This is a genomic window from Pantoea sp. PNT03, assembly GCF_014852515.1.
GTDB classification, from domain to species: Bacteria; Pseudomonadota; Gammaproteobacteria; order Enterobacterales; family Enterobacteriaceae; genus Pantoea; species Pantoea leporis.
Window position 1 is genome coordinate 135,820 of the sequence record NZ_JACVBT010000007.1, and the last position, 13,840, is coordinate 149,659.

Annotated in this window: 11 protein-coding genes; 5 read left to right on the forward strand and 6 right to left on the reverse strand. The window is 57.3% G+C overall.

Features of this window, described 5'->3' with window-relative positions; genetic code table 11:
* Nucleotides 1-16: 16 nt before the first annotated feature.
* Entirely contained in the window at nucleotides 17-2,071 is a 2,055-nt protein-coding gene (malQ, locus tag IB226_RS21655; RefSeq protein ID WP_192236970.1) for a 4-alpha-glucanotransferase, read from the forward strand.
* A 39-nt stretch (nucleotides 2,072-2,110) separates the two neighbouring features.
* On the opposite strand, the gene nfuA is transcribed toward malQ, so the two are convergent.
* On the reverse strand, nucleotides 2,111-2,686 hold the full coding sequence (gene nfuA / locus IB226_RS21660; RefSeq protein WP_064741235.1) for a Fe-S biogenesis protein NfuA: 576 nt from the start codon (nucleotides 2,684-2,686) through the stop codon (nucleotides 2,111-2,113).
* 58 nt (nucleotides 2,687-2,744) lie between these two features.
* On the reverse strand, nucleotides 2,745-3,422 hold the full coding sequence (gene gntX / locus IB226_RS21665) for a DNA utilization protein GntX (protein ID WP_192236971.1): 678 nt from the start codon (nucleotides 3,420-3,422) through the stop codon (nucleotides 2,745-2,747).
* Between the two features lie 35 nt (nucleotides 3,423-3,457).
* Between gntX and bioH the strand changes: the two genes are divergently transcribed.
* Nucleotides 3,458-4,228 (forward strand): pimeloyl-ACP methyl ester esterase BioH, encoded by a 771-nt coding sequence (bioH, locus tag IB226_RS21670; protein WP_192236972.1) that lies wholly within the window; start codon nucleotides 3,458-3,460, stop codon nucleotides 4,226-4,228.
* Here the strand turns inward: bioH and IB226_RS21675 are convergent.
* A complete protein-coding gene (locus tag IB226_RS21675; RefSeq protein ID WP_192236973.1) occupies nucleotides 4,212-5,897 on the reverse strand; it encodes an alpha-amylase family glycosyl hydrolase in 1,686 nt (561 codons plus the stop codon). The two genes, bioH and IB226_RS21675, sit on opposite strands and share 17 nt — an antisense overlap.
* Nucleotides 5,898-6,010: 113 nt before the next feature.
* Nucleotides 6,011-8,338 carry a Tex family protein gene (locus tag IB226_RS21680; protein ID WP_110867721.1) on the reverse strand — a complete coding sequence of 776 codons (2,328 nt, stop codon included), beginning with the start codon at nucleotides 8,336-8,338 and terminating at the stop codon, nucleotides 6,011-6,013.
* 192 nt (nucleotides 8,339-8,530) lie between these two features.
* On the opposite strand from IB226_RS21680, the gene greB reads away from it, so the two are divergent.
* Nucleotides 8,531-9,019, forward strand: coding sequence for a transcription elongation factor GreB (gene greB / locus IB226_RS21685; protein WP_101762682.1), 489 nt, complete (start codon nucleotides 8,531-8,533; stop codon nucleotides 9,017-9,019).
* Between the two features lie 146 nt (nucleotides 9,020-9,165).
* On the opposite strand, the gene yjbE is transcribed toward greB, so the two are convergent.
* Nucleotides 9,166-9,408 carry an exopolysaccharide production protein YjbE gene (gene yjbE / locus IB226_RS21690; protein WP_101762681.1) on the reverse strand — a complete coding sequence of 81 codons (243 nt, stop codon included), beginning with the start codon at nucleotides 9,406-9,408 and terminating at the stop codon, nucleotides 9,166-9,168.
* Nucleotides 9,409-9,920: 512 nt separating this feature from the next.
* Between yjbE and ompR the strand changes: the two genes are divergently transcribed.
* Both ompR and envZ read left to right on the forward strand, forming a co-directional pair.
* On the forward strand, nucleotides 9,921-10,640 hold the full coding sequence (gene ompR, locus IB226_RS21695; protein WP_001157751.1) for a two-component system response regulator OmpR: 720 nt from the start codon (nucleotides 9,921-9,923) through the stop codon (nucleotides 10,638-10,640).
* Nucleotides 10,637-12,001 carry a two-component system sensor histidine kinase EnvZ gene (gene envZ / locus IB226_RS21700; protein WP_101762680.1) on the forward strand — a complete coding sequence of 455 codons (1,365 nt, stop codon included), beginning with the start codon at nucleotides 10,637-10,639 and terminating at the stop codon, nucleotides 11,999-12,001. The genes ompR and envZ overlap by 4 nt, the downstream gene beginning before the upstream one ends.
* A gap of 36 nt (nucleotides 12,002-12,037) precedes the next feature.
* Here the strand turns inward: envZ and pckA are convergent, their stop codons facing one another.
* Nucleotides 12,038-13,657, reverse strand: coding sequence for a phosphoenolpyruvate carboxykinase (ATP) (gene pckA / locus IB226_RS21705; protein ID WP_101762679.1), 1,620 nt, complete (start codon nucleotides 13,655-13,657; stop codon nucleotides 12,038-12,040).
* Between the last annotated feature and the right edge of the window lie 183 nt (nucleotides 13,658-13,840).

Consider the following 13,840-nt stretch of genomic DNA (forward strand, 5'->3'; position numbering starts at 1 on the left):
TGATTTTGGAGACACGATGACGCTCAACAAGCTGGACCAGGCGACACAGGATGCCGGCATTTCGCTGCGCTTTATTAACGCGCACGGCGAGCCGGAAACCATCAGCGATGAGACCAAACGCGCGTTGCTGGCAGTCATGGAAACGCCAACCGGTAAAGCGCCACCACTGCCGCCGGTGCAGGTATTTGCCGCTCGCAGCAAGCGCCAACTGACGCCACAAGGCAGCGGCACCTTTTCCTGGCAGCTACAAACCGAACAGGGCAAAAGCTTCAGCGGCGAAGTGCAGGGCGGAGAACCGCTCACACTGCCGCCACGTCTGTCACAAGGTTATCACCAGCTCACGCTGCGCAAAGGTCGCCAGCAGTGGCAAACCCGCATCATCATTGCGCCACGCCGCTGTTTTATCCCGGCATCAGTCGAGCAAGGAGAGAAACTGTGGGGCGCGTTAGTACAGCTTTACACGCTGCGATCGGATGACAATTGGGGCATCGGTGACTTCGGCGATTTGGCGCAAATGCTGGAGAACGTTGCCAATAATGGCGGTGACTTCGTTGGCCTTAATCCTTTGCATGCGCTTTATCCTGCACAGCCAGAACATGCCAGTCCTTACAGCCCAACCTCGCGTCGCTGGCTCAACGTGCTGTATATCGACGTTAATCGGCTGGAGGATTTTCAGCGTAGCGAGGCAGCGCAGCGTTGGTGGCAAAGGGCGAAAACACGCAAAGCGCTGGATCAGGCGCGCGCGGCTGAGTTTGTCGATTACAGCGCGGTGGCCAAACTGAAATTGGCCGCGCTGCGCTTTGCCTGGCAACGCTTTCAGCCGCGCGCCGCTGAAGATGCCGGATTCCAGCAATTTATCGTTGAGGGCGGCGACCATCTGCGTTATCAGGCGGCGTTTGATGGCATTCTCGCCGAACGCAGCCAGCAGCATCCTGATGAATGGGGTTGGACCAACTGGCCGGAAGGCTGGCGCAACGCTTTGCTGCCGGAGGTGCAGCAATGGTGTGCGGAACACGAAGAGGAGATTCAGTTCTGGAGTTGGTTGCAGTGGGTGGCGCAAGAGCAGTTTGCCATCTGCTGTCAAATTAGCCAGCAGCTTGGCATGGAAGTGGGATTATATCGCGACTTAGCGGTCGGCGTAGCGCAGGGCAGCGCGGAAACCTGGCAGGATCCGGAACTGTATAAACTCGGCGCTTCCGTCGGTGCGCCGCCGGATCGCCTCGGTCCACAGGGGCAAAACTGGTGTTTGCCGCCGCTCGATCCACATGTGATGCGCGCGCGCGGCTATCAGCCTTTTATCGACCTGCTGCGCGCCAATATGCGTGACTGCGGCGCTTTGCGTATCGATCACGTGATGGCGCTGCTGCGCTTGTGGTGGATTCCCTACGGCGAAAGCGCGGATAAAGGCGCTTACGTGGCCTATCCGGTTGAGGATCTGCTAGCGATCCTTGCGCTGGAGAGTCAGCGCCATCGCTGCATGGTCATTGGCGAAGATCTCGGCACGGTGCCAAAAGAGATCGTCAGCCTGCTGCGCAAAAGCGGCATTTTCTCGTGGAAAGTGTTGTTCTTCGAGCAGCACGGCGATGGCAGCTATCGTCAGCCGCAAGAGTATCCCGTGCAGTCGATTGCCAGCGCCAGTACCCATGATTTGCCGACGTTGGCGGGATTCTGGGGGTATGAGGATCTTTTTCTGGGTCACAAACTGGGCTTGTACCAGGAGAGCGTATACATGTCATTGCTAAGGCAAAGGGATAAACAAAAACAGGCGCTATTGGATGCGCTGCATCAGATGAATACGTTGCCTGCGCGCCACGGTACCGTTGCCAGCCGATTGTCCTTCACACCGGTGCTCAATCGCGGCTTCCACCGCTATCTGGCGCGCACTAACAGCGCATTGCTGGGGCTGCAACCTGAAGACTGGCTTGCTATGACTTCACCGGTCAACGTGCCGGGTACGGTAGATGAATATCCAAACTGGCGGCGCAAGTTAAGCGTCACAATCGAAAAGATGTTTAGAGGAAACGTGCCGGGCTTATTGAATGCGGTGAATACCGGGCGCAGGAAGCGTTGAAGAACGCGCGGCAGCGTCGGGTCGCTGCCGCGTGCTTAATCAGTAGTACGAGTGCTCGCCGCGCTGGTGCTCGGTCAAATCGCGCACGCCTTTCAGCTCAGGGAAGGCTGCCAGCAGCTCTTTCTCGATGCCATCTTTCAGCGTGACGTCGATCATCGAACAACCGTTACAGCCGCCGCCGAATTGCAGAATGGCGATGCCGTCATCGGTGATTTCCATCAGCGATACGCGACCGCCGTGGCCAGCCAGCTGCGGGTTAATCTGCGCTTGCAGCAGATATTCCACGCGTTCCACCATTGGCGCATCGTCAGAGACTTTCCGCATTTTGGCGTTAGGCGCTTTCAGCGTCAGCTGCGAACCGAGGTTGTCGGTAACAAAGTCGATTTCCGCGTCATCGAGGTACGGTGCGCTCAGCTCATCAACAAAGGCTGACAGTTTTTCGAACTTAAATTCGGTATCAGTCGCTTCTACTGCATCGGGTGGGCAGTAAGAAACACCGCATTCTGCGGTTGGCGTACCCGGATTAATGACGAATACGCGAATCTGAGTGCCATCTTCTTGTTTGGACAGCAATTTTGAGAAGTGCTCTTGCGCAGCATCAGTAATAACGATCATGGCGATTGCTCAATAGTTGACTAAATTACTTGGTTATAATACGCCCAACACCGACGCTCTACAAGGTACGGCACAGGCAACCAATGTGTACGCTGGCCGCGCCTTGCGCCAGCAGGATGCGGCTAATTTCCGCCACGGTACTTCCGGTCGTCACAACATCGTCGATAAGCAGGATATGGCGTCCGTGCACCGGCATTTCAAGGCGAAACGCGCCGCGCAGGTTCTTTTTGCGCGCGCTGGCGCTCAATGAATGCTGAACTGCGCCCTGTCGCACCCGCTTTACCGCTTCGCAATATTCACAGCCCAGCCAGCGAGCCAGCGGTTTTGCTAGCAGCGCCGCCTGATTGTAGCCGCGTTGCCAGGCGCGCCGACGATGCAGCGGTACGCTCAGCACCAAATCTACACGCGGCAGCCGGTAATCACGACGCATTGTTAACAATTTTAACAAAATCAGCCGCGCCAGCATCACTCTGAGTGCGGTTACGCGAGAAAACTTCAACTGCTGCACCCAATCGCTCAGCGGCGGCAGGTAATCGCTGACGCAGCTCAGGCTCTGCCACGGCGGCGGGCGGCGCAGGCAGCGCCCGCAGGGCTGCATTCCACTGGCCGGTAAACCGCAGCAGGGACAGAGTGCCGGTAGCCGCGGAATTTGCTGCACGCAGCGGCTGCACAAACCGTGGCTGGCAATCTGCAACGGCAGGCGGCATAGCCAACACAGGGCCGGGATTGGTAGCATAGCGACCTCCTTATCACTTTTCCGGAGTGTAACCGATGAGTTCGCTTTACTGGCACACCACAGGCACGGGCGATCGCGATCTTGTGCTGCTGCACGGCTGGGGTTTGAACGCCGAAGTGTGGCAAAACATCGTTTCGCGACTCAGCTCGCATTTTCGCCTGCATCTGGTGGATCTGCCGGGCTTTGGCCGCAGCCAGGGTTTTGCGCCGCTGACCTTAGTGGAAATGGCGCAACAGCTGTTGCCGCAGTTACCCGATCGCGCGGTGCTGCTCGGCTGGTCGCTGGGTGGATTGGTGGCCAGCCAGCTGGCGTTAACCCAGCCGGAGCGCGTTGCAGCGCTGATCACCGTTGCCTCATCGCCGTGTTTTACCGCGCGTGATCAATGGCCGGGCATCAAGCCCGAAACGCTGCAAAATTTTCAGCAGCAGTTGAGCACCGATTTCCAGCGCACCGTGGAGCGCTTTCTGGCGCTGCAAACTATGGGCACGGAGAACGCGCGACAGGATGCGCGTCAGTTGAAAGAGGTGGTGTTATCGCAGCCGATGCCGTCGGTTGAAGTGCTGGAAGGGGGATTGGAGATTCTGCGTCAGGACGATTTGCGTGCCGCGCTCGACGATCTGCCGCTGCCGTTCCTGCGTATCTACGGCTATCTCGATGGGCTGGTGCCGCGTCGTGTCGCAGAAGAACTGGATTCACGCTGGCCAGCTTCATCCTCGGTGGTGATGGAGAAAGCCGCGCATGCGCCTTTCATTTCTCACCCCGATGAATTTACGCAGCTGATCATGACGTTTACCGCAGCCACATAAACTGCCACGCAGCCAGCGTTAAGGGCTGGCTGCCATCCAGCTTCTCACCGCTAATCACATCCTGCATATGCCGCGCCAGCGGTAACTGTGTCGTCACCTCATGACGGCTGAGATTAAACACACACAGCAAACCCTCATCGCTATCCGGCTGATGGCGACGCAACACCAGCAGGCTATTTTCGCTTTCCAGCAGCGTCATCGGATTATCGGGATGAAACGCGGGCTGCCGCGTGCGCAGTTGAATCAGCGCGCTCAGGCGTTCATACACCTGTTGGCGCAGCGGGTTGCCGCCGCTGATCCACTGTTCCATTTCACGCAGGCTGTACTTCTCCCGGTTGATGGCACGGTTATGACCGGCGGCGCGCACGCCTTCATTATCGTTGCGCGAGCCAAGAATACTTTGAATGTAGATCGCCGGTACGCCAGGAAACGACAGCAGAATCGCGTGCGCCAGCAGGAAGCGGCGCAAACGCGTGTCATCGTCGTCGTCCTGCTGATTGAGCGCATCGAAATAGGTGACATTGATTTCGTAAGGGCTGGTGGTGCCATCGGCATTGTTCTTGTAGGAGACCAGCGCGCCTTCCAGCGCTAAATCACGCACCAGCGCCACAATCTCCACTTCCGACAAAATGCCGCGCGCCGGATTGAGTCCAATGCCGTCGTGCGAGGCGAGAAAGTTAAAGAAAGTGGTGGTGCCGCCGCCTAAATCCAGCGTGCTGGCCCATTGACGCAGCGCACGCGCCGATCCGGAATGAATGGCGTGCAGCACCAGCGGCGGCAGCGAAAACTGATACACCATTTGCGCTTCATCTTTGCCGTTACCGAAATAGCTGATGTTGTCTTTGTGCGGCACGTTGGTTTCGGTGACGATCACCGTACCGGGCGCCACTTCATTGGCGATGGCGCGAAACAGCTTCACCAGCTGATGCGTTTTCGGCAGGTGAATGCAGTTGGTGCCCGGCGTTTTCCACATGTAGCCCACCGCGTCGAGCCGCACATAATCCGCGCCTTTGTTCAGGTAGTCGAGCAGCACATCGACCATGCGAATCAGCACTTCCGGATTGCCAAAGTTGAGGTCGATCTGGTCGGCGCTGAAGGTGGTCCAGATATAGCGCGTCTCGCCGTCGGCCATCGCAAACGGTGTGAGCAGCGGCGAGGTGCGTGGACGCGTCACCGCGCTGAGATCGGTCGCCGGCGGCATGCTGATAAAGAAATCATCCCAACCCGGATCCTGCCCCAGAAAGTGTTGAAACCAGCGGCTGTGCGCCGACATATGGTTGCAGACAAAATCAAACATCAGCCGCGTTTCGCTGTGCAGCGCGCTGATGTGCTGCCAGTCGCCGCAGATCGGATTGACCTGGTGATAGTCGATAACCGAGAAGCCATCGTCGGAAGAGTAGGGAAAAAACGGCAACAGATGCACCAGACTGAAAGTGGATTGCAGATGCTGCTGATAAAAACGCGAGAAGCTGGCGAGGGTTGGCTGTTCGGGTTCGCGGAACTGATCGGCATAGGTAATCAGCACCACATCTTTCTCATCCCAATGCGCCTTGCGCGGCAGTTTTACCGTATCGCGCGCGGCACGAATGTGTGAAAGCAGGCGTTCACGCGCCGCGACCGGAAAGCTGCCGTGATAAATCTCATCGATTAAGGCGTTGATAATATCCATGGATCGCTGGGCCACGCGGAAGGTTATTTTTTCAGCGTAGTTGGATGAGGAGATTTATCAAGCTGATACGCGCAGAGACGAGGGTTTCTCTGCGCGTTATTTACGGCAGGAACTTAGCGTTTTTTACCGAATGCCGCGGCGAGCGCATCGCCCATCGCGCTGTTGCCGGCAGACGAGCTGGCAGGTTTGCCGCGACCTTTGTTATTGGCCGCCGGGCGGGCGTTTTCTTTGCCTGCGCTGCGGTTGCTGCCGCGGGCATTGCTTTCACCAGGCTGCTCGTCCAGACGCATGGTGAGCGCAATACGCTTACGCTGCATATCCACTTCCATTACCTTCACTTTGACGATATCGCCGGCTTTCACCACCTGATGGGGATCTTCAACGAACTTGTCGGAAAGGGAAGAGATGTGCACCAAACCATCCTGATGCACGCCGATATCGACGAAAGCACCGAAGTTGGTGACGTTGGTGACGGCGCCTTCCAGCACCATGCCCGGCAGCAGATCGTTGAGCGTTTCCACGCCTTCAGCAAATTGCGCGGTTTTAAACTCCGGACGTGGATCGCGGCCCGGTTTTTCCAGCTCTTTGATGATGTCTGTGACCGTTGGCAAGCCAAAGCGCTCATCGGTAAAGTCGCGGGCATTCAGATCGCGCAGACCGCCAGCATTGCCCATTAGCTCATTCAGCGCCTGCTCGGTGGCGGCCAGAATGCGCTCGACCAGCGGATAAGCTTCCGGGTGCACGGTTGAGGCATCCAGCGGGTTATCGCCGTGGTTGATGCGCAGGAAGCCCGCGCACTGCTCAAAGGCTTTCGGCCCGAGGCGGCTCACCTTCAGCAGTTGCTGACGGTTCTGGAAGCGGCCATTTTCATCGCGCCAGCTAACAATATTCTGCGCCATCATGCGGGTTAAACCGGCCACGCGGGTCAGTAGCGCCACAGACGCGGTGTTGAGATCGACACCCACGGCGTTTACGCAGTCTTCCACTACCGCATCCAGCTTCTTCGCCAGCTGGCTTTGGCTGACGTCGTGCTGATATTGGCCTACGCCGATCGATTTCGGATCGATCTTCACTAGCTCGGCGAGCGGGTCCTGCAGGCGACGCGCGATGGAAACCGCGCCACGGATGGAAACGTCGAGATCCGGGAACTCCAGCGCCGCCAGCTCAGAAGCCGAATAGACCGATGCACCGGCTTCGCTGACGATCACTTTCTGCGCGTTGATTTGCGGGAACTGCTTCTGCACGTCGAGGAAGAAGCGCTCGGTTTCGCGCGAGGCGGTACCGTTACCAATCGCCACCAGTTCAACCTGATGTTTGGCGCACAGCGCCGCCACAGCCGTGGCCGCTTTCGCCGCCTGGCCGGTGTGCGGATAAATGGTATCAGTGGCGACCAGCTTGCCGGTGGCATCTACCACCGCAACTTTCACGCCGGTACGTAAGCCTGGATCGAGGCCCATGGTGGCGCGCATGCCCGCAGGCGCGGCCATCAGCAGATCGTGCAGGTTACGGGCAAATACGTTGATGGCTTCATCTTCGGCGCGTTCACGAAGGGTGCCCATCAATTCAGTTTCGAGGTGCAGCAGCACTTTGATGCGCCAGGTCCAGCTCACCACCGCTTTACGCCAGCTATCCGCTGGCGCGTTATTCAGGCGCAGCTTGAGGTGTTCGGCGATCAGCGTTTCGCCATAGCTTTCACGCGGGGCTTCATCGAACTGCGGATCGGCATTCAGCGACAGCTGCAGCACGCCTTCATTGCGGCCGCGGAACATCGCCAGCGCACGGTGCGACGGGACGCCGCTCAGCGCTTCGTGATGATCGAAGTAGTCGCGGAATTTCGCGCCTTCTTCCTCTTTACCTTCCACCACGCGCGAAACCACATGCGCGTTCTTCCACAGATATTCACGCACTTTCGCCAGCAGCGTGGCGTCTTCGGCAAAGCGCTCCATCAGGATGTAGCGCGCGCCATCCAGCGCAGCGCGCACGTCGGCGACACCTTTGTCGGCATCAACGTAGCTGGCGGCCAGCTGCTCGGGATCCTGCGATGGGTCCTGCCACAGCGTATCGGCCAGCGGTTCCAGACCGGCTTCAATAGCGATCTGTCCGCGCGTGCGACGCTTCTGTTTGTACGGCAGGTAAAGGTCTTCCAGCTCGGTTTTGTTCAGCGTGCTGTTGATGGCGGTGGCGAGTTCAGGCGTGAGTTTGCCCTGTTCGTCGATGGATTTCAGAATCGACTGGCGACGATCGTCCAGCTCGCGCAGGTAACTCAGACGGCTCTCCAGCAAACGCAGCTGGGTGTCGTCGAGTCCGCCGGTCACTTCCTTACGATAACGTGCGATAAACGGCACGGTGTTCCCTTCATCAAGTAAGCGAACGGCAGCATCAACCTGGTCGGCGCGTGCCTTCAGCTCACCTGCGATAATCTGGCTCAGTGAATCTTTCATCATCATTAACAATGCTTACACAGGGTTGGAAATAGCGGACAGTTATACGGAATGAGGCCGAAAATTGCCAGCCGGTGGCCCGTGAATCCGTCTTTTTCTGAATGCAGCGCGCGCAATCTTGCTGATGGTCAATCGGTCGCTTATTGTTAGCCTCTTTGCTGCGAAGAACCGCCGTCACCACGAGTTGAAGTCATGAAAACCCAACTGATTACCCGCGAAGGCTATAACAAGCTGCGTGCCGAACACGACCATTTGTGGAATGAAAAGCGTCCCGAAGTCACCAAAATCGTCTCCTGGGCGGCCAGCCTCGGCGATCGTTCGGAAAACGCGGATTACACCTACAACAAGCGTCTGCTGCGCCAGATCGATCGCCGGGTGCGCTATCTGCGCAAATGCCTCGCCGATCTGAAAATCGTCGATTACGCGCCGCAGCAGGAGGGCAAAGTGTTTTTCGGTGCTTGGGTGCAAGTGGAGAATGAGCAGGGCGACGTGAAGCGTTTCCGCATTGTTGGCCCGGATGAAATTTATGGCGAGACGATGAAAGAGTACATCTCGATCGACTCGCCGATGGCGCGCGCGCTGATCAAGAAAGAAGTGGATGACGAAGTGGTGGTCAACACGCCGGAAGGGCAGAAGTTGTGGTTTGTGAACAGCATCGATTATGTGAAAGAGACGCCTTAAGAAAGCGCAATCGCCGTTGGTGTAGTACTCAACACTCTTTCGCAAAACGCACACATCGTCGCGGCGCAATTGACTGCGCGATAAATCGCGCCGCGACGAAATGTGCGGTATTAAATGGCAGAGATTAACGGAACGGCCGTGATGCGTTATTTACCGGCCTGGGTCGCGGTGGTGGTTGAGGTACCGCTGCCACCTTTGTCGCCGCCGCCCATGGTCGCCAGCGCCACGCCCAGCAGCGCGCCTACAGCGCCAACACCAATCGCGTCAGAGTTACCCTTCGCCGTCGTGGATGCCTGCGCGCCAGCCGCTTCGCCCGCGCTGGTGGCCGCCTGAACCTGAGTGAAGCTGGTCAGTACCAGTGCGCCCAGCAGAATTACCGTTTTTTTCATTTTTCTCTCTCCACATGAACTCAATAACAACAGGTACGAATCCAGTGTCGGAGATCGAGAGAAGCGAGGAAAGAGGAGATTACTGATTGATTTGTAGGAATTAATTCAACACTGGCCTTGTTTTTCATCGCTCGGGAATTGTTCCGAAAACAGATGCGCATTCCGCAAGAGAAATGCCCTATTTTATGCTGCCATCACTGCAACTCAGGCCTATTCTTCACCATCACCTTAAGTCAAATCGCCCTGAACGCCTCTCTGGCGGCGGGATTTTTTGTCATGAACCAGTAACAGAAAGAAAATGCGCCAAATTTTCAGATAAGCGCTAAGCGGCTTGAAAGCACAGATAAAAAACGCGAAGCGAAGCGCATTTCAGGGTCAAAAATAAATATAAGCTGCTGTTTAATATGCTTTGTAACAATTTCGGCTAGAATATAAACCATTAATGACTGTCACACTGAGGCCTCTTTTTTTAACAATATTGGCTCAGGCAATGGCGCCTTTGGGAGTTGAACATGCAAGAGAACTACAAAATTCTGGTCGTCGATGATGATATGCGTTTGCGTGCGTTGCTGGAGCGCTATCTCACCGAGCAGGGCTTTCAGGTGCGTAGCGTTGCCAACGCCGAGCAAATGGACCGACTGTTAACCCGCGAATCCTTCCACTTGATGGTGCTCGACTTGATGCTGCCGGGCGAAGATGGTTTGTCTATCTGCCGCCGTTTGCGCAGTCAAAGCAACCCGATGCCGATCATCATGGTCACCGCGAAAGGCGAAGAAGTGGATCGCATCGTCGGTCTGGAAATCGGTGCGGATGACTACATTCCAAAACCGTTTAACCCGCGCGAACTGCTGGCGCGTATTCGTGCCGTATTGCGTCGTCAGGCCAATGAGTTGCCGGGCGCGCCTTCGCAGGAAGAAGCGGTTATCGCCTTCGGTAAGTTCAAGCTGAACCTCGGCACCCGCGAGATGTTTCGTGAAGATGAGCCAATGCCGCTGACCAGCGGTGAGTTTGCCGTGCTGAAAGCGCTGGTGAGCCATCCGCGTGAGCCGCTGTCACGCGATAAGCTGATGAACCTGGCGCGTGGCCGTGAATACAGCGCCATGGAACGCTCCATCGACGTGCAGATCTCGCGTCTGCGCCGCATGGTGGAAGAAGATCCGGCGCATCCACGTTACATTCAGACCGTTTGGGGTCTTGGCTACGTATTCGTTCCGGACGGCAGCAAAGCATGAGGCGATTGCGCTTCTCACCCCGCAGTTCGTTTGCCCGCACCTTGTTATTGATTGTTACCTTGCTGTTCGTCAGCCTGGTAACAACCTATTTGGTGGTGCTCAATTTCGCCATTCTTCCCAGCTTGCAGCAGTTCAATAAGGTCCTCGCGTACGAAGTGCGTATGTTGATGACCGATCGGCTGCAGCTGGAAGACGGAACGCAGTTGGAAGTGCCACCGGCCTTCCGACGCGAAATTTATCGTGAGCTGGGCATCTCGTTGTATACCAACGCGGCGGCGGAAGAGAGCGGTTTGCGCTGGGCGCAACATTACGAATTCCTCAGTGAGCAGATGGGCCAGCAGCTGGGCGGTCCTACCGATGTCCGTGTCGAGGTGAATAAAAACTCGCCGGTGGTGTGGCTGAAAACCTGGCTGTCGCCGGATATCTGGGTGCGCGTGCCGCTCACCGAAATCCATCAGGGCGACTTCTCACCGCTGTTCCGCTACACGCTGGCGATTATGCTGCTGGCGATTGGCGGCGCCTGGCTGTTTATCCGCATCCAGAACCGACCCCTGGTGGATCTGGAGCATGCGGCGTTGCAGGTCGGTAAAGGCATCATTCCACCGCCGCTGCGTGAATACGGCGCGTCGGAAGTGCGTTCGGTGACGCGGGCGTTTAACCAAATGGCGGCCGGTGTGAAGCAGTTGGCCGACGATCGTACCTTGTTAATGGCGGGTGTCAGCCACGATTTGCGTACGCCGCTGACGCGCATTCGTCTCGCTACTGAGATGATGGGCGAGCAGGATGGTTATCTGGCGGAGTCGATCAACAAAGATATCGAAGAGTGCAACGCGATTATCGAGCAGTTCATCGACTATCTGCGTACCGGTCAGGAGATGCAGACCGAGCGCGCCGACCTCAACAGCGTGCTGGGCGAAGTGGTGGCGGCAGAGAGCGGCTACGAGCGCGAGATTGAGAACGCGGTGATGTCCGAGGATTTGATGCTGGATATCAACCCGCTGTCGATCAAGCGCGCGCTGGCGAATCTGGTGGTCAACGCGGCGCGTTATGGCAATGGATGGATTAAGGTCAGCAGCGGCAAGGAGCTGAACCGCGCGTGGTTCCAGGTGGAAGATGATGGTCCGGGCATCAAGCCGGATCAGCTACAGCATCTGTTCCAGCCGTTTGTGCGCGGCGACAGCGCGCGCAGTACCAGCGGCACCGGTCTCGGTTTGGCGATTGTGCAGCGTATTATTGATGCGCATGAAGGCTCGCTGGAGATTGGTGACAGCGACCGGGGCGGATTGCGGATTCGTGCCTGGTTGCCGATTCCGGAAGGCAGCAGCGCTACGGCGGTGGCGAGTATCAATCACAGTGCGTGATACCCGGCGGGCATTTATGCCCACCGGGTTTTCACATCACAACTGCGGACCCGCCTGCACTAGCGCTTTACCCGCATCGTTATCGGTATATTTCTCAAAGTTAGTAATAAAGCGCTGCGCCAGATCCTGCGCGGCTTGCTGCCAGGCCGCTTCTGTCGGCCAGCTGCGGCGCGGATCGAGAATCGCGCTATCCACCTGCGGCAGAACTTTAGGCATCTGCAGGTTGAACACCGGCAAGGTGTCAGTCTCAACCTCATCCAGCTCCCCAGCCAGAATCGCATTGATGATGGCGCGCGTGTCTTTCAACGAAATGCGCTTGCCGCTGCCGTTCCAGCCGGTATTCACCAGATACGCCTGCGCACCTGCCGCTTCCATGCGCTTCACCAGCACGTCGGAATATTGCGTTGGGTGCAGCGTCAGGAACGCCGCGCCAAAGCAGGCAGAGAAGGTGGGCGTTGGCTGCGTGACGCCGCGCTCGGTACCGGCCAGTTTGGCGGTGAAGCCAGACAGGAAATGGTATTGCGTCTGTTCCGGCGTCAAGCGTGAAACCGGCGGCAGCACGCCAAAGGCATCGGCGGTCAGGAAAATCACCCGCTTCGCATGGCCCGCTTTCGACACCGGCTGCACGATGTTCTCGATATGCTCGATCGGATAAGAGACGCGGGTGTTCTCGGTCTTGCTGCCGTCGGCGTAATCCACGCTGCCATCGGCGCGAACCACCACATTTTCCAGCAGCGCATTGCGGCGAATCGCACGGTAGATCTCCGGCTCCGCCTGCTCAGACAGATTGATGGTTTTGGCGTAGCAGCCGCCTTCAAAATTGAACACGCCGTCGTCATCCCAGCCGTGTTCGTCATCGCCAATCAGCTGGCGATCCGGATCGGTGGACAACGTGGTTTTACCGGTGCCGGACAGGCCGAAGAACACCGCCACATCGCCCGCTTTGCCGACATTAGCCGAACAGTGCATTGAAGCGATGCCTTTCAGCGGCAGCAGGTAGTTCATGATGGCGAACAGCCCTTTCTTCATCTCGCCGCCGTACCAGGTGCCGCCAATCAGCTGCATGCGCTCGGTCAGGTTGAAGGCGACGAAGTTCTCGGAGTGCAGACCTTGCGCCTGCCAGTCTGGATTGGTGCACTGCGCGGCGTTCATCACCACGAAATCCGGTTTGAAGTCAGCCAGTTCGGCTTCGCTCGGGCGGATAAACATGTTTTTGACGAAGTGCGCCTGCCAGGCCACTTCCATCACGAAGCGCACGCTGAGGCGCGTGTCAGGATTGGCACCGCAGAACGCATCGATCACAAACAGGCGTTTGCCGGAAAGCTGCTGGGTGCAGCGATCTTTCAACGCCTGCCAGGTTTCCTGTGACAGCGGCTGGTTATCATTTTTACCGTTGCCGACATCGTTCCACCACAGCGTGTCGCGCGTGGTGTCATCCCGAACGATGTACTTATCTTTTGGCGAGCGACCCGTGAAGATGCCGGTATCCACGGCAATAGCACCGCTCTGCGTCAGAATGCCTCGCGCATAACCTTCCAGCTCTGGGCGAGTTTCTTCCTGAAACAGGGTGTCGAAATCAGGGTTGTACACCACTTCGGTGGTGCCACTGATGCCCATAGAGGCGAGGTCTTGCGATGTCAGGCCGTTAACGCGCATGTGACTGCTCCTTTAATCGGTATCTGTTACTGCATATTTTTTATGGGGTGATTCTGCCGCCTGCCTGCATAGCCACGCAGGGCAGATCGCGCGCAGTGTACTCTTCTGAGCACGGCGGAAAAGAGAAGATAGTCAGAAATGCGAGCTGGAACGTGACAAGTAGAGAAATCTGCCACTTATGAA

Bases quoted from the DNA above. Each gene is read 5' to 3' on its own strand.
- greB (WP_101762682.1), top strand. From the start codon at position 8,531: ATGAAAACCCAACTGATTACCCGCGAAGGCTATAACAAGCTGCGTGCC.
- IB226_RS21680 (WP_110867721.1), bottom strand. From the start codon at position 8,338: ATGAAAGATTCACTGAGCCAGATTATCGCAGGTGAGCTGAAGGCACGC.
- pckA (WP_101762679.1), bottom strand. From the start codon at position 13,657: ATGCGCGTTAACGGCCTGACATCGCAAGACCTCGCCTCTATGGGCATC.
- malQ (WP_192236970.1), top strand. From the start codon at position 17: ATGACGCTCAACAAGCTGGACCAGGCGACACAGGATGCCGGCATTTCG.
- nfuA (WP_064741235.1), bottom strand. From the start codon at position 2,686: ATGATCGTTATTACTGATGCTGCGCAAGAGCACTTCTCAAAATTGCTG.
- ompR (WP_001157751.1), top strand. From the start codon at position 9,921: ATGCAAGAGAACTACAAAATTCTGGTCGTCGATGATGATATGCGTTTG.
- gntX (WP_192236971.1), bottom strand. From the start codon at position 3,422: ATGCTACCAATCCCGGCCCTGTGTTGGCTATGCCGCCTGCCGTTGCAG.
- IB226_RS21675 (WP_192236973.1), bottom strand. From the start codon at position 5,897: ATGGATATTATCAACGCCTTAATCGATGAGATTTATCACGGCAGCTTT.
- bioH (WP_192236972.1), top strand. From the start codon at position 3,458: ATGAGTTCGCTTTACTGGCACACCACAGGCACGGGCGATCGCGATCTT.
- envZ (WP_101762680.1), top strand. From the start codon at position 10,637: ATGAGGCGATTGCGCTTCTCACCCCGCAGTTCGTTTGCCCGCACCTTG.
- yjbE (WP_101762681.1), bottom strand. From the start codon at position 9,408: ATGAAAAAAACGGTAATTCTGCTGGGCGCACTGGTACTGACCAGCTTC.